This is a genomic window from Bradyrhizobium sp. 26S5, from assembly GCF_036923295.1.
In the GTDB taxonomy this organism is placed as follows: Bacteria; Pseudomonadota; Alphaproteobacteria; order Rhizobiales; family Xanthobacteraceae; genus Bradyrhizobium; species Bradyrhizobium septentrionale.
In genome coordinates, this window is record NZ_CP145948.1 from 3,975,382 (window position 1) to 3,994,729 (window position 19,348).

The window sequence follows — 19,348 nt, forward strand, 5'->3', positions numbered from 1 at the left end:
CTAATCCTTTGTACACTAGTACAAATCGACGCGCCGCCGCCCGCCCGAGCGAAAAGACGTCGATCCGGCCGTCGCGGAAGGAGACCGCCCCATGCAGCCGGAACCGATCTTCGATCTCGCTCATCTCGGGCACATGGAGCTGCTGACGCCGAAGCCAGACGAGAGCCTGAAATTCTTCGTCGACGTGATGGGCATGACGGTCAGCGGCCGCAACGGCGAGTCGGTCTATCTGCGCGGCTGGGATGACTATGAGCGCTATTCGCTGAAGCTCACCGCGTCGAACAATTCGGGGATGGAGCACATGGCGCTGCGGGCCCGCAGTCCGCAGGCGTTGGAGCGCCGCGTCGCCGCGCTGAAAGGCTCGGGCTTCGATATCGGCTGGATCGATGGCGACATGGGGCAGGGACCGGCGTTCCGCTGCCGCGATCCCGACGGCCACGTCATCGAGATCTATTACGAGACCGAGTGGTACGAGGCGCCGGCCGAGCTGAAGCCCGCGTTGAAGAACCAGGCGCAGCGCTTTCCGGCGCGCGGCGTCAATGTCCGCCGGCTCGACCATCTCAATTGTCTTGCGGTCGATATCAAGGCCAACCGCCTGTTCTTCGAGAACTACCTGGGATGCCGCACCACCGAGCAGATCGTGCTCAACGACGGCACCGAAGCCGCGATGTGGATGACGATGTCGAACAAGAGCTACGACTTCGCCTACACGCGCGACCACTACGGCAAGCGCGGCCGGTTCCACCATGTCACCTACGCGCTCGACAGCCGCGAGGAGATCCTGCGCGCTGCCGACATCTTCCTCGAACACGGCGTGCATATCGAGACCGGGCCGCACAAGCACGCGATCCAGCAGACCTTCTTCCTCTATGTCTATGAACCCGGCGGCAACCGCGTCGAAGTCGCCAACGCCGGAGCGCGCCTGATCCTCGCGCCGGACTGGAAGCCGATCGTGTGGACCGAGGAGGAGCGCAAGAAGGGACAGGCGTGGGGGTTGAAGACGATCGAGTCGTTCCACACCCACGGCACACCACCGGTGAAAGATTAGAGCGCGCGTTCGCCCGGCCGCCGCGCAATCGGCACGCTTGGCACAGTGCATCTCATTGCGGAATGCAGCACTGCGCATTGCAGCCTTGCCTCGCCTCGGCCGTTTGGTGTTAGGCTGCACCTCGTAACGTCAGAGGAAAACGTCGATGAGCGAACACACGACGGACAAGCGCGCGCGAGAGGCGTCTCGCAGGCAATTCCTTCAGGCGGGTGCAGCACTGGCCGGTGGCTCCGCGATGGCGGGAGTTGCCGGTTCTACCGCGCTTGCCGAACAGGGGAATAATCTTCCGCCCAATGTGCCGGAATGGATGAAAGCGCCCGGCGAGGCGATGGGAAGCCAGCCCTATGGCACGCCGTCGGTTCACGAGAAGGGCGTCGTCAAGAACATCTCGAAGACGCTGCCGCAATATATCTCCGCCTCGGGCCGCACGCCGTTGCAGGAGCTCGACGGCATCATCACGCCGAACGGCCTGTTCTACGAACGCCACCATGGCGGCGTGCCGACGATCGATCCGGCCGAGCACCGGCTGATGCTGCACGGTATGGTCGACCGCCCGCTGCTGTTCACGATGGAGGACATCCGCCGCTTTCCGTCGCAGTCGCGCATCCACTTCATCGAATGCTCCGGCAATCCGGTCTACACCAAGCCCTACGGCAAGACGGCCTCTGACCTTGTCGGCCTCGTGAGCTGCGCGGAATGGACCGGCGTGCCGCTCAAGACGGTGCTCGACGAAGCGGGGCTGCAGGCCGGCGCCAAATGGATCGTGGCTGAAGGCGCCGACGCGGCCGCATTGACGCGCTCGATCCCGATCGAGAAATGCCTCGACGACGCCATGCTGGTCTACAGCCAGAACGGCGAGCGACTGCGCCCGCAGCAGGGCTATCCGTTGCGGCTGTTGCTGCCCGGCTTCGAAGGCAACATGAACGTGAAATGGTTGCGCCGGCTCAAGGTGGTCGCCGAGCCGGCTTATTCGCGTGAGGAGACCTCGAAATACACCGACCCGATGCCGGACGGCACGTCGCGCGAATTCACCTTCTATATGGAAGCCAAATCGATCATCACGCGGCCGTCCGGCGGCCAGAAGCTGACCACGCAAGGCTTTCACGAGATCACCGGGCTTGCCTGGAGCGGTCACGGCAAGATCAAAAGCGTGGAGGTCTCGCTCGACGAGGGCAAGAGTTGGCAGCAGGCCGAACTCCAGGAGCCGGTGCTGACGCGCGCGCTCACGCGCTTCCGGCTGCCCTGGCACTGGGACGGCAGCCCCGCGGTGATCCAAAGCCGCGCCATCGATGAGACCGGCTACGCGCAGCCGACGTTGGCCGAATTGGTTGCGGTGCGTGGTCTCAACTCCTTCTACCACAACAACGCGATCTGGCCCTGGCGCATCGCTGCAAATGGCGAGGTGAGCAATGGCCAGGCGTAATGTAAAGGTCGCCGCTTGGGTGAGCGCGATCGCGATGTTCGGCATCGCCGCGCATGCCGAGGAGCGCTACGGCATCGGCCGGGCGGCGACGCCGGCGGAGATCGCCGGCTGGAACATCGATATCGGCCGCGACGGCGCGGCGTTGCCGCCAGGCAGCGGCAGCGTCGAGCGCGGCCGCATCGTGTTCAGCGAGCAATGCGCGGCCTGCCATGGCGACAACGGGCAGGGCGGCGTCGGCGATCGCCTGGTCGGCGGGCAGGGCACGCTGGCGAGCCCCAAGCCGATCCGCACGGTCGGCAGCTATTGGCCCTATGCCTCGACCTTGTTCGACTACATCCGCCGCGCGATGCCGCAGAACGCGCCGCAGTCGCTGAGCAATGAGGACGTCTACGCGGTGTCCGCCTACATCCTCAGCCTCAACGGCGTCGTCCCCGCTAACGCCGTGCTCGACGCGAAATCGCTCGCCGCCGTCAAGATGCCGAACCGCGACGGGTTCGTCTCCGACCCGCGGCCTGACGTGCATAACCGCTGAAGCGCGGGGCGGACGTCCCTCGCGAACCGCGGTTGGCGTGCCGCGCAGACGGCTGCCTCGCGGCATCGTGACTTGCTGGTCCCTGTGCCCGGACGGTGGTCGTCACCACATCGATCGCGGGCACAGGGACGGCGCTGCCGTCCTTGCACAGTCTCTTGGACTATTTTCAATCGATGCATCGGAGAGATCGTATGGCCGGACTCAAGGCCGTTGCAGCCGCTGTGCTGCTGGTGGGAATGACGTTCACGCCGGTCTTGGCCCAGATGTCGGAGCCGGCACTTTTCGACGCGCAGAATCCTGGGCGTAGCGCGATCAACGGCGGCGCCCTGACGCCGTGGGGCGAGGCTCAGCTGGCGGCGCAACAGGGCGGCAACCCGGCCAACGCCTATGGAGCGATACCGGCGGCGCCGTCCGCCTCCTGCGCCCGCTACCGTTCGTTCGACCCTGCGTCCGGCACCTTCCTTGGCCGGGACGGCCGCCGCCATCCCTGCCAATAAGGCCCCGCACACGCTTGGCGTAGTTCTTGGCCGTCGTTCTTGGCGGTGGATAAGCGCGCCGGCTGTCGCCTGGCGCCCGAACGACTGCGGGTCGGGCGCGTTATAGTCTGCCGATCGTGTCGGGTCCGCCGGACCCGAGCGGCGGAGGCACCTGACGTGACCGACACCCTGGCCGGTTTCTGGGACCGAAAGTCGACCTCGGACCTGTTGCGCGAGGCGGCGCGCGCGGACGGCGACGCCGAGACGCCGATCTTCAAGCGCTCGCTCTCGGCGCTGCAGCTGGTCACGCTCGGCATCGGCGGCATCATCGGCGCCGGCATCTTCGTGCTGACGGGCCACGCGGCCGCCGCCAATGCCGGTCCCGCGGTCACGCTCTCCTTCATGCTTGGCGCCGTCGCCTGCGCGTTCGCCGGCCTGTGCTATGCGGAGATGTCGTCGACCGTGCCGATCTGCGGCAGCGCGTACACCTATGCTTACGCGACGCTCGGCGAACTGATCGCCTGGATCATCGGCTGGGACCTGATCCTCGAATACGCGGTCGGTGCGATCGCGGTCTCGGTCGGATGGTCCGGCTATTTCGTCAGCTTCATGCGCGATTTCGGCATCAACCTGCCGCAGCAATTCACCTCGGCGCCGCTCGCCTACGACGTCAACAGCGGTGCGTGGTCGGCGACCGGCGCGGTCATCAACATCCCGGCGATGGCGATCATCGCCTTCGTCACCGCGCTGCTGGTGGTCGGCATTCGCGAGTCCGCGCGCTTCACCGGCTTCGTCGTGGTGGTGAAGCTCGTCGTGATCGCGTTGTTTCTCGCGACCGCCGCATCCTCGGTGTCGCTGGCGAACTGGGTGACGGCGGGCAATCCGGACGGCGCGCTGATCCCGCCGAATGCCGGCCCTGGCGCATTCGGCTGGTCCGGTGTGATCCGCGGCGCGGCGGTGGTGTTCTTCGCCTATATCGGCTTCGACGCGGTCTCGACTGCGGCGCAGGAGGCGAAGACGCCGGAGCGCGACATGCCGATTGGCATTCTCGGCTCGCTTGTGATCTGCGCCGCGCTCTATGTCGCGGTCGGCTTCGTGCTGACCGGCATCGTGCCATACGACAAGCTCAGCGTGCCCGATCCGATCGCGGTCGGCATCGATGCGATCGGCATCGGCTGGCTCGGTCCGTTCATCAAGCTCGGCATCCTGTTCGGGCTGACATCGGTGATCCTGATCATGCTGCTGGCGCAGCCGCGGATCTTTCGTGCCATGGCGCATGACGGGTTGCTGCCGGGCTTTGCCGCCAAGATCCATCCGCGCTTCCGGACCCCCTATGTCTCGACCATCTTCTCCGGCACCGTCGCCGCTGTTCTCGGTGGGCTGCTGCCGATCGGGCTGGTCGGCGAACTCGTCTCGATCGGCACGCTGTTCGCATTCACCGTGGTTTCGATCGGCACGCTGGTGCTGCGGCTGCGCGATCCGGAATTGCCACGCCCATTCAGGGCGCCGGCGATCTGGCTGGTGGCCCCGGCTGCCGCTGGGACGTCGCTGTTCCTGATGTTCGGCCTGCCGCTCGACACCTGGATCAGGCTCGCAGTGTGGCTCGTGATCGGGCTGCTGATCTATGCCGCCTATGGTCGTCGCCATAGCCGGCTGCGGGCGAGGGGTGGGGTGTAGATTGGCCGCAGCGAGGATTCGCTTTGTTCGCGACTTTGCGAGCCCGTTTCCGCGAAGAGATAGTCGTCCCTGCGAAAGCACTTGCCCCGTCATCCTGAGGTGCGAGCCTCTTCGGCGAGCCTCGAAGGATCGACGGCCACCAGCCGGGCCGTGCATCCTTCGAGGCTCGCTCCGCTCGCACCTCAGGATGACGGGTAAGTCTCGCGCACTGTCAAAGAGCATTGAGGACGTGGATCCGCATTCTCGCGACACGATCTGCCCGAGCTTTGCATCGCTTCGCCGACTGCCCGAACTGGCCACGCGAGCGAGGCGCAAGTTGCGTCCGATCCGTGGCCGGTCGAGTTCGGCCGGGGCTCAGCCGATCGCGTGCAGCGCGCGGCGGATCGCTGCGAAGATCGCCTCGATCTGGTCCTCGGTGATGATCAGGGGCGGTGAGATCATCAATGTATCGGCGGCGGCGCGGATCAAGATGCCGTCGTCATCGTAGCATCGCCTAGCGCATTCGGTGCCGCGCGCGCCGGCCGCGCCGTCGCGCGGCTTCAGATCGATCGCAGCCAGCAGGCCGATGTTCCTGACATCGATGACGTGGGGCACATCCTGCAATGCGTGCGCCGCCGCCTCCCAGGCCGGCGCGATGCGCCTGGCGCGGTCGAACAGGCCGAGGTCCTGATAGACGTCGAGCGCGGCCAACCCTGCCGCGCAGGCAAGCGGATGCGCCGAGTAGGTGTAGCCGTGGAACAGCTCGACGGTATTTTCCGGTCCGTTCATCAAAGCGGAATAGACTTTGTCGCTGACGATGACGCCGCCCATCGGCACGGCGGCATTGGTCATGCCCTTGGCGCAGGTGATGAGGTCAGGCGTCACGCCGAGCGCGTTGGCCGCGAACGGCGCGCCGAGCCGCCCGAAGCCGGTGATCACCTCGTCGAAGATCAGCAGGATGCCGTGCTGGTCGCAGATCTTGCGTAGCCGCTCGAGATAGCCTGATGGAGGCGGGTAGACGCCGCCCGAACCGGTCACGGGTTCGACGATCACGGCCGCGACGGTCGAGGGATCGTGGATCAGCAAGAGCTTGTCCAGCTCATCGGCGAAATGCGCGCCCCATGCCGGTTGCCCGCGCGAGAATGCGGTGTGCTCGGGATCATGGGGGAGCGACAGATGGTCGACCTCGGGCAGCAGCGGGCCGAAATCGCGACGGTGACGGTAGAGGCCGCTCACCGACAATCCGCCCCAGCCCATGCCGTGATAGGCCTTGGCGCGCGAGATGAAGCGGATGCGGCTGGCTTCGCCGCGGGCGCGGTGATAGCCGCGGGCGATCTTGAGCGCGGTATCGACCGACTCTGAGCCCGAATTGGTGAAGAATACGTGGTCGAGGCCTTCAGGCGTGATCTCGGTGATGCGTCCGGCGAGCTCGAATGCGGCCGGGTGGCTCATCTGGAACGAGGACACGAAATCGAGCTTCGCGGCCTGCGCCTGGATCGCCTCGACGATCCGCTTCTGGCCGTGCCCGGCGTTGACGCACCAGAGCCCCGCCATGCCGTCGAGAATGCGCCGGCCGTCCTGCGTGATGTAGTGCATGCCCTCGGCGCCGGTGAACAGCCGCGGGTTGGATTTGAACTGGCGATTGGGCGTCATCGGCATCCAGAACGGCTCCATCGCCTCGCGGGTGAGGGGCGTGTTCGTTGCCGCGGCGTGCGGTGAATGCATGGAGGCCTCCTGTTACTTGCTGTTGTTGATGCGGCGGCCGTTGGCCGGATCGTCGGTGACGCGTTTGACCTTTGAGGCGCCTTCGAGATGGCTGCGCATCAGCGCGGCCGCGGCCTCGCGCTCGCCGGCCTCGAGCCGGTCGAGGATCGCAAGATGCTCGCGGCAGTTCACCAGCACGCGCTGATAGCCAAAGGTCCAGTCGTAGTTCGCGAAGCTGCGCAGCCGGTTCTGCTGCTGCACGGCGACCAGCAGGAAGCGGTTGCCGGACGCGGCCGCCAGTCCTTCGTGGAAGGCTGCGTTCATCTCGAAGAAGGCGATGCTCGCGGTCTCATTCCAGGTTTGCCTGGTCGCGTCCTGATGACGCCGGCGCATCTCGGCGGCCCAGCCTGGGTCGAGCTGAAAGCCCGGCTCCAGCAGGGCGGCCGGCTCGATCAGCATCCGGTAGCGATAGCTTTCGGCGCGCGCCTGCGCGTCGGCGATGATCGGCTGAAATCGCCAGCCATGCCCGGGCTTGCGCTGCACCGCCGCGACCTCTGCAAGCTTGGCCAGCACCCGCTGCACCACCGGACGCGACGCGCCGTAGCGCTGCATCAGGTCGCGCTCGGAGACGTCGACCGGAAGACGGCCGCTGCGCCGGTCGCGCGCGATCGCAACGAACAGCCGGTCGGTATCTGCTGGCGCGGGCTTGCCTGGTGTCTTCGGCGCTGGCGGTGCCGTGTCCGTCACGAAGTAGCCGCGGCTTGCACCGACCCGTACGAGGCGGCGGCCTGCCAATAATTTCAGCGCCGCGCGCACCGGCGTGCGTGAAACCTGCAGCCGCTCCGCCAGCGCCACCTCGGCAAGTCGCGTGCCGGGCGCGAGTTTTTCCGCCCGGATCAGCTCCAGGATGCCCGCGGACAGTTCGCGCTGCAGGCGGCTCGGGGCTGCCTTCGCAATAGGCGCAGATTTTTGTTTCATGTACTCACAAAATACATTAGCCTTTGTGGAAACGCAAAAGGAAGTTGGCGCAAACGATGGTCGAACCCTTTCCCCTGATCGAGATTTCCGGTCCGCCTCATGAGCGTGGCAAGCAGTACGGCCGCCAGGCGGCCGATCGCATCCGCAAGGGCACCTCGCACTACTTCTCCCAACTCAAGGAGCTTTCGCTCGACGCCGCCGGCGTGGCCGAGCTGGTGCGCGACTATCTTCCGGTGATCGAGGCGTTCGAGCCTGATTATATCGAGGAGATGCACGGCATCGCCGAGGGCGCCGGCGTTCCGTTCGAGGATATCGTGCTGCTCAATGCCCGCACCGAGATCCTCAAGCTCGCCGAGCCCTCGGTTCGGGCGCGGCTGAAGACGCCCGACGAGCCCGACGGCTGCACCGGCGTCGTCGTGCTGCCGCAGGCGAGCGCGTCGGGGCGGCTGATCCACGCCCAGAACTGGGACTGGAAGCGCGAATGCGCAGAGACCGCCGTCGTGCTGAAGGTGCGCCGCGACGATGGTCCTGATCTGATGACCTTCACCGAGGCCGGCGCGCTCGGCCGCTGCGGCTTCAACGCGGTTGGTATCGCCATCACCGCGAATTATCTGCAGTGCGACCGCGACTATCGTCAAATCGGCGCGCCGCTGGCGCTGATCCGGCGCAAGGTGCTGGAGAGCGAGCATGTCGCGCTGTCGATGCGCACGGTCTATTGCACCAAGAAATCCGCCGCCAACAACATGATTGTCAGTCACCGCGACGGTGTTGCGATCGACTTCGAATGTGCGCCGGACGAGACCTTCCAGGTGCATCCCGATCGCGGGCTGCTGGTGCATGCCAACCATTTCGTCAGCCCGGTCGCGCTCGGCAAGCTCAAGGACACCGGCATCGCCAGCACGCCGGACAGCCTCTATCGCGACATCCGGGTCCGCGATTTGTTGCAGCCGCATCTCGGCGCCATCAGCTTCGAGACCGTGAAGTCGGCGCTGTTCGACGATTTCGCCTATCCATGGTCGGTGTGCCGGCCGCCGCGCCGCAACCTCGGCAACAATCTCAGCGCCACGGTCGCGATGATCCTGATGGAGCCGGCCAGCGGGCTGATGGAGGTCGCGCCGCTGCCGGCGCTGAACCGGCAGTTCACCAGCTACCGGCTCGAGGTGGCGGCCAGCCCGCGCAATGAGGCGGAGCCATCAGCGATCGCGAGGGCGTCCTGATGAACCTGTGTCGGCCATCGCGTGCGATGATGGTCGGCCTGATGGCGCTCGCCGCGGTGGTCGCGGCGCAGCCGTCGCGCGCCGGCGCCGAGACCCTGTTGCGGGCGCGGCTCAACGCCGACATCCGCTCCACCGATCCCGGCACCAACCGCGACGCCAACACCGACGGCGTGATGGCGCATATCGTCGAGGGCCTGGTCGCGTTTCGCGACGATACCTCGATCGGTCCGATGCTGGCGGATAGCTGGACCACCTCGAACGACGGCAAGACCTACACGTTCCATCTGCGCCAGGGCGTCAAATTCCAAAACGGCGCGATCATGACGGCCGCCGACGTGGTGTGGTCGTTGAAACGCTGGCTCGATCCCGCCACGCAATGGCGCTGCCTGTCCGAGTTCAGCGCAACCGGCATCGCCCGGATCGAGGCCATCGAGACGCCTGATACGCAGACCGTCGCGATCAACCTCGACCGTCCGACGGCGCTGTTCCTGTCGACATTGGCGCGGCCCGATTGCGGGCAGACCGCCATCATCCATCGCGACTCGGTCGGGGCGGACGGCAAGTGGATCGCGCCTGTCGGCACCGGGCCGTTCAAGCTCGGCGAATGGAAGCGCGGCCAGTACGTCGATCTGGTGCGCTTCGACGGCTACGCCGCGCGCAGCGAGCCGCGCACCGGCTATACCGGCGCCAAGATCGCGGAAGTCGACCGGATCAGGTTCAACGTCGTTCCCGACGGCTCGGCGGCCAAGGCGGGCCTGTTGTCCGGCTCGCTCGATGCAATCGGCAATCTTGCGATCCCTGATGTCGAGGACCTCAAGGGGCGGCCGGACGTGCAGCTCAGCATCACGCCCGCGCTCGGTCTCACCGGCATCCTGTTCCAGACCCGCGATCCGCTGCTCAAGGACGTGCGGATCCGGCGGGCGATCGCGCTCAGTCTCGACACGCCGCAGATCATCGACGCGGTGATGGAGGGCATCGCGCGCGCCAACAATTCGGCGCTGCCGATCGGAAGCCCGTTCTACGGCGAGGTGGAGACCCACGGCTACACCCAGGACATCGCCGAGGCCAAGAAGCTGCTGGCGCAGGCCGGCTATCACGGCCAGCCGATCAGGATGATCGCCAACAAGCGCTACAGCTATGTGTTCGATTCCGCCGTGCTGGTGCAGGCGATGGCGCAGGCCGCCGGCATCAATATCGAGATCGAGGTGCTGGATTGGGCCGCGCAGCTCGACCGCTACAACCGCGGCGATTATCAGTCGATGGCCTTCGTCTACTCGCCGCGGCTCGACCCGTCGCTCTCTTTCGAGATGCTGATGGGTCCGAAGGCGACCCAGCCGCGCAAGGTCTGGGACAATCCGGAGGCGCAGCGGATGCTGCAGGAGTCGATGATGATCGACGACAAGGCGAAACGCCAGCTTCTGTTCGACGAGCTGCACCGCCGCTTCATCGACGATGTGCCGATGATCGTCCTGTTCAACGGCGCCGAGATCGCCGCCCTGCGCAACAACGTCAAGGGATTTTCCGGCTGGCTGTTCGGGCAACCGCGCTTCTGGGGCGTGAGCGTGCAGTAGGGGGGATCGCGGCGATGCTGGGCTACCTCGCACGACGGCTGGCCATGACGATCCCGACGCTGCTCCTGGAGGCGGTCGCGGTGTTCACGCTGGTGCGTCTGATCCCGGGTGATCCGGTTCAGGTGATGCTCGGCGACAACGCCGATCCGGCGCAGGCCGCGCAATTGCGCGCGCAGCTCGGCCTCGATCAGCCGGTGCCGCTGCAATTCCTGTACTGGCTCGGCAAGCTTGCGACCGGCGACCTCGGTCATTCCATCACCAACAATCTTCCGGTGCTGCCGCTGATCCTGGAGCGCTTCCAGGTCTCGGCCGTGATCGTGCTGGTGGCGGTCGGCCTTGCCGCCTGCATCGCGGTGGTGGCGGGCCTGATCGCGGCCTGGAAGCAGAACAGCGCACTTGATCTTGCGATCGTCGGCGGTGCCACGCTGTTGCTGTCGATCCCGAGCTTCTGGCTCGGCCTTCTGCTGCTTTTGCTGTTCGGTTTGAAGCTGAAATGGCTGCCGGTGATCGGCTACGTGCCGTTCTCGGAGAATGTCTGGCAGGCGACGATGTTCATGGTGCTGCCGATCGTGACGCTGACCGCCGTCGAGATCGGCGTGCTGACGCGGATGGCGCGTGCGGCCTCGATCGAGGTGCTGCGGCTCGAATATGTCACGCATGCGCGCGCCAAGGGCGTTCCGGAATGGCTGGTGCTCGGCCGCCATGTGCTGCCGAACGCCTTCGCGCCGACCTGGACGCTGATCGGGCTGGTGCTCGGCCATCTGCTCGGCGGCATCGCCGTGATCGAAACCGTGTTCACGCTGCCGGGGCTTGGTCGGCTGCTGGTCGATTCGATCTTCGCGCGCGACTATCCGGTGGTGCAGGGCTGCTTGCTGTTCACGGCGGTGATCTATGTCGTCGTCAATTTGATCGTCGATCTCTGTTATCCGCTGTTCGACCCAAGGGTGGCGGTGGCATGAAATGGGTGGCCGTGGCATGAAATGGCGCGTCAACACCATGATCGGCGGCATGCTGATCGCGCTGCTGCTTGGCACCGCCGTAACAGCCGCAATCTGGACGCCGTTCGATCCGCTGCGGATCAATTTGAAGGCGCGGCTGCAGGCGCCCTCCGCGCTGCACTGGTTCGGCACCGATGAATTCGGCCGCGACGTGCTGAGCCGGCTGATGACGGGAGCCGCCGCCAGCGTGGTGGTGGCGCTCGCCACCGTCCTGATCGCCGTCAGCATCGGCGTGCTGGTCGGCGGCGTCGCGGGCTATCTGCGCGGCTGGACCGACCGCGTCATCATGGCGGTCAACGACGCGCTGCTGGCGTTTCCCGGCATCCTGCTGGCGCTTGCGGTGATGATCGTGATCGGCGCCAACAAGTCCGGCCTCGTGCTGGCGCTGGGGCTTGCCTATATCCCCTCGGTCGCGCGCGTGGTCCGCGGCACCGTGCTGTCGATCCGCGAGAAGGAATACATCGAGGCCTCGCGCGTGATCGGCAACTCCGAACTCTATTCGATGCTCCGCCACGTCTTGCCCAATGCGATCGCGCCGGTGGCGGTGCTCGCGACCAGCATGTTCGGCTGGGTGCTGCTGGCCGAGAGCGCGTTGAGCTTCCTCGGTCTCGGCGTACCGCCGCCGGCGCCGACCTGGGGCAACATGCTGGCGGCGAGCCGTCCCTATATGGAAACCGCGGCCTGGCTCAGCGTTGCACCGGGGCTGTGCATCGCGCTGACGCTGCTCGGGATCAATCTGCTCGGCGATTCCCTGCGCGATCGCCTCGATCCCCGGATGGCGCACGGATGACCGCGCCGCTGCTCACCGTCGATCATCTGCGCATCGAAGCCGCCAGGACCGGCGCTGTCGTCGTCGATGATGTGTCGTTTGCGATCGAGCGCGGCGAATTCCTCGCCGTGGTCGGCGAGTCCGGCAGCGGCAAGACCGCGGCGGCGCGTGCCATTCTCGGCCTGCTGCCGCCGGGCCTGCGGCGGGTCGGCGGCGCGATCCGGCTCGATGGCGAGGATCTCGCTGATATCGCGCCACAGCGCATGCGCGCCCTGCGCGGCCGCTCGGTCGGCATGGTGTTCCAGGAGCCGATGGTGTCGCTCAATCCGGCGATCAGCGTCGGCGCGCAGATGGCCGAGGGCCTCGCCCTGCATGAGAAGCTCACGCGGGGCGAGATCAGGCAGCGCTGTCTTGACATGCTGGCGCGGGTGCAGATCCGCGATCCCGAGCGGACCTTCGATGCCTATCCGCATGAATTCTCCGGCGGGATGCGGCAGCGGATCATGCTGGCCTCGGTGATGCTGTTGAAGCCGAAGCTGCTGTTGGCCGACGAACCGACCACCGCGCTCGACACGCTGAGCCAGCGCGAGGTGCTCGACCTGATGGTCGAACTGGCGCGCGATCACGGCACCTCGGTGATGCTGATCACCCACAATCTCGGCCTGGTGTCGCGCTATGCGCAGCGCGCGGTCGTGCTGCGGCAGGGCAAGCTGGTGGAGACCGGCAGCGTCCGGCAGATCCTCTCTGCGCCGCGCGAGGCCTACACACGTCAACTGGTCGATGCGCTGCCGCGGCGGCGCGCCGCGACCGGGCGCCGCGCGGCCGGCGAGCCGCTGATCAGCGTGCGCGGCTTGAAGGTCTCGTTCGGCGGGCGGCAGCGCCTGTTCCGCAGGGATGCCGATGTTGCGGCGGTCAATGGTGTCGATCTCGAGATCGGCGCCGGCGAAACCGTCGCCGTGGTCGGCGGCAGCGGCTCGGGCAAGACCACGCTTGGCCGCGCCATGCTGCGGCTGATCCCGGCCGCAGGCGGCGAGATCCGCTTTCAGGGCAGGGACGTGATCGCGACGCGCGACCGCACGTTTCGCCTGGCCTCGCAGCTCGTGTTCCAGGATCCGTATTCGTCGCTCGACCCGCGCATGCGGGTCGGCGAGATTGTCGCCGAGCCGCTGCGGCATGTCCCGGCGCTTTCGTCCGCCGAGCGCGATCGGCGCGTCGCTGATATGCTCGACGAGGTCGGGCTAGGTCGGGCTTGCCGGCTTCGCGCAGCGCTGGCCGCATGAACTCTCAGGCGGTCAGCGCCAGCGCATCGCGATCGCACGCGCAATCGTGCGACATCCGTCCTTCGTGGTCGCCGACGAGCCCGTCTCCGCGCTCGACATGACGATCCAGGCCCAGGTGCTGAAGCTGTTCGAACGGCTGCAGGCGCAATACGGCTTTGCCTGTCTCTTCATCAGCCATGACCTCGCCGCAGTCGAGCAGGTCGCCGACCGCGTGGTGGTGATGCAGGGCGGCCGTATCGTCGAGCAGGGTTCGCGCGACGACGTGTTCGACCGTCCGCAGCATGCGTACACAAAGGCGCTGCTCGCCGCGACGCCGGTGTTGGATTTTTCCGGGCAAGCCGCGGCGCGCGCGTCGGGCTGATGGAACTCCAACGCTGACGCTGCGCGCGACGACCCCATAGTCCGCGGGCGCGCGGCCTGCTACACTTGCTCGCTCCGATAGAAGGAACACACGCCGCACCCAGACGGCGGCAATCGGGGGAACTCCCAATGCGGAATCCACGAACGGGCACGCGATGGATGATCGCGGCCATTGTCGCGATCGGCCTCACAGCTTCAGTCCCTGGCCGCGCCGCGTCGGTTGCGCCGGTCGCTGCCGAGAACGGCATGGTGGTCTCGGCGCAGCATCTCGCGACCCAGGTCGGCATCGAGGTGCTGAAGCGGGGCGGCAATGCGGTCGATGCCGCGGTCGCGGTCGGCTACGCGCTTGCGGTGGTCTATCCCGCCGCCGGCAATCTTGGCGGCGGCGGCTTCATGACCATCCAGTTCGCCGACGGCCGCAAGACCTTCCTGGATTTCCGCGAGACCGCGCCGAAGGGCGCCACCGCCAACATGTATCGCGACAAGGACGGCAAGGTCGTCAACGGCCTCTCCACCAAGGGGCATCTTGCCGTCGGCGTGCCGGGCTCGGTGTCAGGCATGGAATATGCGCGCGAGAAATACGGCACCATGAAGCGCGCGGACGTGATCGCGCCGGCGCTGCAACTCGCCGAGGACGGGTTTGTGCTCGACCGTGGCGACATCGATATGTTGAACTCCGCGGTCGACGATCTTCTCGAGGATCCGGCTTCGGCCGCGATCTTTCTCAACAACGGAAAGCCGTTCCAGGTCGGTGAGCGGCTGGCGCAGCACGAACTCGCCGAGACGCTGCGTGAGATCAGCAAGCGCGGCACCGACGGCTTCTACAAGGGCTGGGTCGGGGCCGCGATCGTGGCCGCGAGCCAGGCCGGCAAGGGCCTGCTCACGCAGGAGGATCTCGACAATTACAGGGTTCGTGAGCTCGCGCCGGTCGAATGCGACTATCGCGGTTACCACGTGGTCTCCGCGCCGCCGCCAAGCTCGGGTGGCGTGGTGATCTGCGAGATCCTGAACATTCTGGAAGGCTATCCGCTCAAGGAGCTAGGCTACCATTCCGCGCAGGCGGTGCACTACCAGATCGAGGCGATGCGTCACGCCTATGTCGATCGCAACAGCTATCTCGGCGACCCCGACTTCGTGAAGAATCCGCTCGCGCGTCTGCTCGACAAGGATTACGCGGCGAAGATCCGCGCCGTGATCGATTCGGCCAGGGCGGGCGTGTCCAAGGACATCAAGCCTGGCGTTCCGCCGCATGAGGGCAGCAACACCACGCATTATTCGATCGCCGACAAGGACGGCAACGCGGTGTCGGTCACCTATACGCTGAACGATTGGTTCGGCGCCAAGGTGACGGCGGCCAAGACCGGCGTGCTGCTGAACGACGAGATGGACGACTTCACGGCCAAGGTCGGCGTGCCGAACCTCTATGGCCTAGTGCAGGGGGAGGCCAATGCGATCGCCCCCGGCAAGCGTCCGCTATCATCGATGAGCCCGACCATCGTTTCCAAGGACGGCAAGCCGGTCATGGTGGTGGGCACGCCGGGTGGCAGCCGCATCATCACGGCCGTGCTGCTGACGATGATCAACGCCATCGACTATGACATGAACGCGCAGGAGGCCGTGGACATGCCGCGCTTCCACCAGCAATGGCTACCGGAGGCGACCAATGTCGAGGATTTTGCGCTGTCGCCGGACACGCGGAAAATCCTGGAAGGCATGGGCCACAAATTCGGCCCGCCGCAGCCGGCCAACCATCTCGCGGTCATCATCGTCGGCGCGCCGTCGCTCGGCGGCAAGCCGGTCGGCAACAACCGCTTCTATGGCGCGAACGATCCGCGCCGCAATTCGGGGCTCGCCGCCGGCTATTGATTGTCGCTGTGCGATTGCGTGGTGGCGGCCGGGCAGGGCCCCGGCGCTTGCGAGATGGATCTCGCGTCAGGCGACCGCCGTCGACCTGCCGTCGCCGTCCTGGCCGCCGATAAGCAGCAAGCGCCGGCGGATCGCGTCCTCGACCAGCGCCAGCGATTGCCGGGCTTCACGCGCCTCGGCCTCGGCGGCCTGAGCGCGGAATTCGGCGGCGTCGATCTGCTCCTGCTGGGACTCGATGCGCCGTCGGGCCTCCTCGAGCGCCCGGGAGGCGTCCCCCAGCTTGCGCTCTGTGGCAGCGATGATTTCGAGCTGCGCCTGTTCGGCGGCCTCGGCGCGCGCCTCGCCGGCGCGGGCCCGGTCCTCGATGCTGCGGAACAAATCCGCCGCCTGATAGACGAGGTCCAGGGCTTCCGTGCCCACAGCCGATGTGGGTGGTCTTGGAAATCCAAGAACGGTTGAATCGGTTGTAAAAGGCCGTCTAAGTCCGCGCAGTGCCATCGGAAATCAGCCCGCCGCGAGTAACGTGAATGGCAGCAGCTTGCGGTAGTTATAGTTAACAAATCTTTAATCCAGCCGACCCGGCGGTACTGTCCACCGATTTCTGATATCGCACCACCCTCAACGGCAGCGGGGTAGTGCAAGCGATGGGGCGGGCCCGCGTTTTTTTCGCAACGCGCGCTCTGCGCAAGCGCAGCGGTTGGAGAACGGCGGGCAATTCGGTGAGGTGCGCGCGAATCGCAGTGCCGTGTATCGGAGATCGATGCAGCACCGTGGCGCATCGCCCGGTCGGGACGTCCGCTGATTTGGCTTGAGCGCGCGAGCCGGGCTCTATGGCATAAGTTTGACGCCTGGCCTGGTTTAATTCTCCAGCGTCGAATTGCAGGTCGTTGGGGCGACCGATATACCGGGCAACCTATGTGGCACGCAGCGCGCTCAGAACGAGCGACGCACTCGCCACGGAAAATCTGGTCGATGAAATTTCTGTTGCGGTTCTTCGGGTTCCTGTTCACTGCAGGAACCATCCTGTTCCTGGCTGGTCTGGCCGCGGTCGCAGGGCTGTTCTGGCATTTTTCCAAGGACCTGCCCGACTATTCGCAGCTGCAGAACTACGAGCCGCCGGTGATGACCCGCGTGCACGCGGCCGATGGCTCGCTGCTCGGTGAGTTTGCCAAGGAGCGCCGGCTTTATCTGCCGATCCAGGCGGTGCCGAAGCTCGTGATCAACGCGTTCCTCGCCGCCGAGGACAAGAATTTCTATGAGCACGGCGGCATCGACTATACCGGCATGGCACGTGCCGGCGTCTCCTATGTCCAGAACTTCGGTTCCAACCGCCGTCCGCAGGGCGCCTCCACGATCACCCAGCAGGTCGCCAAGAACTTCCTTCTGACCAACGAGGTCTCGTTCAGCCGCAAGATCAAGGAAGCCCTGCTGGCGATGCGAATCGAGCGGGCCTATTCCAAGGACAAGATCCTCGAGCTGTATCTCAACGAGATCTATCTCGGGCTCGGCGCCTATGGCATCGCGGCGGCCTCGCTGGTCTATTTCGACAAGTCGGTGAACGAGCTCACGGTCGCCGAAGCGGCCTATCTGGCGGCGCTGCCGAAAATGCCGGCCAGCCTGCATCCGGTGCGCAACCGCGCGCGCGCCATCGAGCGGCGCAACTACGTGATCGACCGCCTGCAGGAGAACGGCTGGATCACCACCGCCGACGCCGACAAGGCGCGCAAGGACCCGCTCGTCGTCACCAGCCGTTCCAATGGCGCGCACACCTTCGCCGGCGAATATTTCTCGGAAGAGGTCCGCCGCGACATCTTCGAGCGCTACGGCGAGAAGAAGCTCTATGAGGGCGGCCTGTCGGTGCGCACCACGCTCGACCCCAAGGTCCAGGTGATGGCGCGCAAGGCCATGGTGGCGGGGCTCGTGAACTATGACGAGCAGCAGGGCTATCGCGGCGCGATTCAGAAGCTCGATCTGACCAGCGACTGGGGCGTGCCGCTCGCCGAAATCAAATCGCTCTCCGACATCTCGCCGTGGCGGATGGCCGTGGTGCTGGAGAGCAACGACCAGTCGGCGCGGATCGGCTTCCAGCCGGGCCGTGAGCTCGGCGGCGCCGTCAGCAAGCAGCGTGAGACCGGCATCGTCACGATGGACGGCGTGCGCTGGGCCAAGAGCAAGGGCAAGACGCCGACCTCGGTGGCGCAGGTGCTGCAGCCCGGCGACGTGATCTACGCCGACCCGCTGTTCAAGGACGGCCGCGCCGTCGAAGGCCAGTACCGGCTGCGCCAGATCCCCGAACTGTCGGGCGCGATGGTGGCGATGGACCCGCACACCGGGCGCGTGCTCGCGATGGTCGGCGGCTTCTCGTTCGACCAGAGCCAGTTCAACCGCGCGACCCAAGCCTATCGGCAGCCCGGCTCGACCTTCAAGCCGATCGTTTATTCGACGGCGCTCGACAATGGCTATACCGGGTCGACCGTGATGATCGACGCGCCGATCGAGATCGATCAGGGGCAGGGCAATGTCTGGCGGCCGGAGAACTTCTCCACCGGCAAGTATCAGGGCCAGGTGACGCTACGCAACGCGCTCCGGCTGTCGCTCAACACCGTGACGGTGCGGCTGGCGCAGGAGATCGGCATGCCTGTGATCGGCGAGTATGCCAAGCGCTTCGGTGTCTATGACGAGCTGCCGAACTATCTCGCCTATGCGCTCGGCGCCGGCGAGACCACGGTGATGCGGATGGCCACGGCCTATTCGATGATCGCCAATGGCGGCGTCCGCGTGAAGCCGACCCTGATCGACCGCATCCAGGACCGCTACGGCCACACCATCTTCAGGCACGACCAGCGTGAATGCCGCGGCTGCGACGCCCCGGAGGGCTGGAAGAACCAGGCGGAGCCGCAGCTCGTCGACCGCCGCGAGCGGGTGCTCGACGCGATGACCGCCTACCAGATCACCTCGCTGATGGAGGGCGTGATTCAGGCCGGTACCGGCACCGCGCTGAAGGAGGTCGGCAAGCCGATCGCCGGCAAGACCGGCACCTCCAACGAGGCCAAGGACCTCTGGTTCGTCGGCTTCTCGCCGGACCTCGTGGTCGGCCTCTATGTCGGCTACGACAAGCCGCGCTCGCTCGGCCGCAACGCGCAGGCCGGCCACACCGCGGCGCCGATCGCGCGCGACTTCATGAAGCTCGCGCTGGCCGACAAGCCCGCCACGCCGTTCAAGCAGCCGGTCGGCATCAGGCTGGTGCTGGTCGATTCCAAGACCGGCCTGCGCGCCTCGTCCGGTCAGAACAGGGGCGTGGTGCTCGAAGCCTTCAAGCCGGGCCAGGCGCCGCCGTTCTATGATCCGACGATGGTCGCCGGTACCGATGTGATCGACGGGACCCAGCAGCCGATCTCACCTGACGCGGGCCGTGCGGTGATGCAGTCCAGCCCGAGCGGGCTGTATTGAGGGCGATTTTCACGCCCATT

Annotated in this window: 14 protein-coding genes and 1 pseudogene; 12 read left to right on the plus strand and 3 right to left on the minus strand. The window is 66.1% G+C overall.

Annotated elements, in window-relative coordinates; genetic code table 11:
• Window positions 1-91 precede the first annotated feature (91 nt).
• The 5 genes from V5279_RS18200 (at window position 92) to V5279_RS18220 (ending at window position 5,156) form a co-directional block, all read left to right on the plus strand.
• Window positions 92-1,048: a catechol 2,3-dioxygenase gene (locus V5279_RS18200; RefSeq protein ID WP_338699607.1), complete on the plus strand. Its 957-nt coding sequence runs from the start codon at window positions 92-94 to the stop codon at window positions 1,046-1,048.
• 145 nt (window positions 1,049-1,193) lie between these two features.
• Window positions 1,194-2,471, plus strand: coding sequence for a sulfite dehydrogenase (gene soxC, locus V5279_RS18205; RefSeq protein WP_338699609.1), 1,278 nt, complete (start codon window positions 1,194-1,196; stop codon window positions 2,469-2,471).
• A 34-nt stretch (window positions 2,472-2,505) separates the two neighbouring features.
• The gene (locus V5279_RS18210; RefSeq protein WP_338701273.1) at window positions 2,506-3,003 is read left to right on the plus strand and encodes a cytochrome c; all 498 of its coding nucleotides are present in this window, start codon (window positions 2,506-2,508) and stop codon (window positions 3,001-3,003) included.
• A gap of 191 nt (window positions 3,004-3,194) precedes the next feature.
• Window positions 3,195-3,500, plus strand: coding sequence for a BA14K family protein (locus V5279_RS18215; protein WP_338699611.1), 306 nt, complete (start codon window positions 3,195-3,197; stop codon window positions 3,498-3,500).
• Between the two features lie 168 nt (window positions 3,501-3,668).
• Window positions 3,669-5,156: an amino acid permease gene (locus V5279_RS18220; RefSeq protein WP_414645952.1), complete on the plus strand. Its 1,488-nt coding sequence runs from the start codon at window positions 3,669-3,671 to the stop codon at window positions 5,154-5,156.
• Between the two features lie 354 nt (window positions 5,157-5,510).
• Here V5279_RS18220 and V5279_RS18225 read toward each other — a convergent pair whose 3' ends face one another.
• Both V5279_RS18225 and V5279_RS18230 read right to left on the minus strand, forming a co-directional pair.
• Window positions 5,511-6,860, minus strand: a complete 1,350-nt coding sequence (locus V5279_RS18225) for an aminotransferase class III-fold pyridoxal phosphate-dependent enzyme (protein ID WP_338699615.1) — start codon at window positions 6,858-6,860, stop codon at window positions 5,511-5,513.
• A gap of 12 nt (window positions 6,861-6,872) precedes the next feature.
• Complete coding sequence (locus V5279_RS18230) at window positions 6,873-7,817, minus strand: GntR family transcriptional regulator (RefSeq protein WP_166296757.1); 945 nt, start codon at window positions 7,815-7,817, stop codon at window positions 6,873-6,875.
• 56 nt (window positions 7,818-7,873) lie between these two features.
• On the opposite strand from V5279_RS18230, the gene V5279_RS18235 reads away from it, so the two are divergent.
• The 6 genes and pseudogenes from V5279_RS18235 to ggt all read left to right on the plus strand — a co-directional run bounded on the left by V5279_RS18235 (window position 7,874) and on the right by ggt (window position 15,878).
• Entirely contained in the window at window positions 7,874-9,034 is a 1,161-nt protein-coding gene (locus V5279_RS18235; RefSeq protein ID WP_166296754.1) for a C45 family autoproteolytic acyltransferase/hydolase, read from the plus strand.
• Window positions 9,034-10,605 carry an ABC transporter substrate-binding protein gene (locus V5279_RS18240; RefSeq protein ID WP_338699621.1) on the plus strand — a complete coding sequence of 524 codons (1,572 nt, stop codon included), beginning with the start codon at window positions 9,034-9,036 and terminating at the stop codon, window positions 10,603-10,605. Before V5279_RS18235 ends, V5279_RS18240 begins: the two co-directional genes overlap by 1 nt.
• 14 nt (window positions 10,606-10,619) lie before the next feature.
• Window positions 10,620-11,564 (plus strand): ABC transporter permease, encoded by a 945-nt coding sequence (locus V5279_RS18245; RefSeq protein ID WP_338699623.1) that lies wholly within the window; start codon window positions 10,620-10,622, stop codon window positions 11,562-11,564.
• 16 nt (window positions 11,565-11,580) lie between these two features.
• Window positions 11,581-12,393 (plus strand): ABC transporter permease, encoded by an 813-nt coding sequence (locus tag V5279_RS18250; RefSeq protein ID WP_338699625.1) that lies wholly within the window; start codon window positions 11,581-11,583, stop codon window positions 12,391-12,393.
• Window positions 12,390-14,013: pseudogene (locus V5279_RS18255) on the plus strand (ABC transporter ATP-binding protein). Before V5279_RS18250 ends, V5279_RS18255 begins: the two are co-directional and overlap by 4 nt.
• A gap of 128 nt (window positions 14,014-14,141) precedes the next feature.
• A complete protein-coding gene (ggt, locus tag V5279_RS18260; RefSeq protein ID WP_338699627.1) occupies window positions 14,142-15,878 on the plus strand; it encodes a gamma-glutamyltransferase in 1,737 nt (578 codons plus the stop codon).
• Between the two features lie 66 nt (window positions 15,879-15,944).
• Here ggt and V5279_RS18265 read toward each other — a convergent pair whose 3' ends face one another.
• Entirely contained in the window at window positions 15,945-16,298 is a 354-nt protein-coding gene (locus V5279_RS18265; protein ID WP_166296742.1) for a hypothetical protein, read from the minus strand.
• Between the two features lie 552 nt (window positions 16,299-16,850).
• On the opposite strand from V5279_RS18265, the gene V5279_RS18270 reads away from it, so the two are divergent.
• A complete protein-coding gene (locus V5279_RS18270; RefSeq protein ID WP_338699631.1) occupies window positions 16,851-19,328 on the plus strand; it encodes a penicillin-binding protein 1A in 2,478 nt (825 codons plus the stop codon).
• Window positions 19,329-19,348 lie beyond the last annotated feature (20 nt).

Bases quoted from the DNA above. Each gene is read 5' to 3' on its own strand.
- V5279_RS18270 (WP_338699631.1), top strand. From the start codon at position 16,851: ATGAAATTTCTGTTGCGGTTCTTCGGGTTCCTGTTCACTGCAGGAACC.
- V5279_RS18215 (WP_338699611.1), top strand. From the start codon at position 3,195: ATGGCCGGACTCAAGGCCGTTGCAGCCGCTGTGCTGCTGGTGGGAATG.
- V5279_RS18230 (WP_166296757.1), bottom strand. From the start codon at position 7,817: ATGAAACAAAAATCTGCGCCTATTGCGAAGGCAGCCCCGAGCCGCCTG.
- V5279_RS18200 (WP_338699607.1), top strand. From the start codon at position 92: ATGCAGCCGGAACCGATCTTCGATCTCGCTCATCTCGGGCACATGGAG.
- ggt (WP_338699627.1), top strand. From the start codon at position 14,142: ATGCGGAATCCACGAACGGGCACGCGATGGATGATCGCGGCCATTGTC.
- V5279_RS18245 (WP_338699623.1), top strand. From the start codon at position 10,620: ATGCTGGGCTACCTCGCACGACGGCTGGCCATGACGATCCCGACGCTG.
- V5279_RS18250 (WP_338699625.1), top strand. From the start codon at position 11,581: ATGAAATGGCGCGTCAACACCATGATCGGCGGCATGCTGATCGCGCTG.
- V5279_RS18235 (WP_166296754.1), top strand. From the start codon at position 7,874: ATGGTCGAACCCTTTCCCCTGATCGAGATTTCCGGTCCGCCTCATGAG.
- V5279_RS18225 (WP_338699615.1), bottom strand. From the start codon at position 6,860: ATGCATTCACCGCACGCCGCGGCAACGAACACGCCCCTCACCCGCGAG.
- soxC (WP_338699609.1), top strand. From the start codon at position 1,194: ATGAGCGAACACACGACGGACAAGCGCGCGCGAGAGGCGTCTCGCAGG.
- V5279_RS18210 (WP_338701273.1), top strand. From the start codon at position 2,506: ATGTTCGGCATCGCCGCGCATGCCGAGGAGCGCTACGGCATCGGCCGG.
- V5279_RS18240 (WP_338699621.1), top strand. From the start codon at position 9,034: ATGAACCTGTGTCGGCCATCGCGTGCGATGATGGTCGGCCTGATGGCG.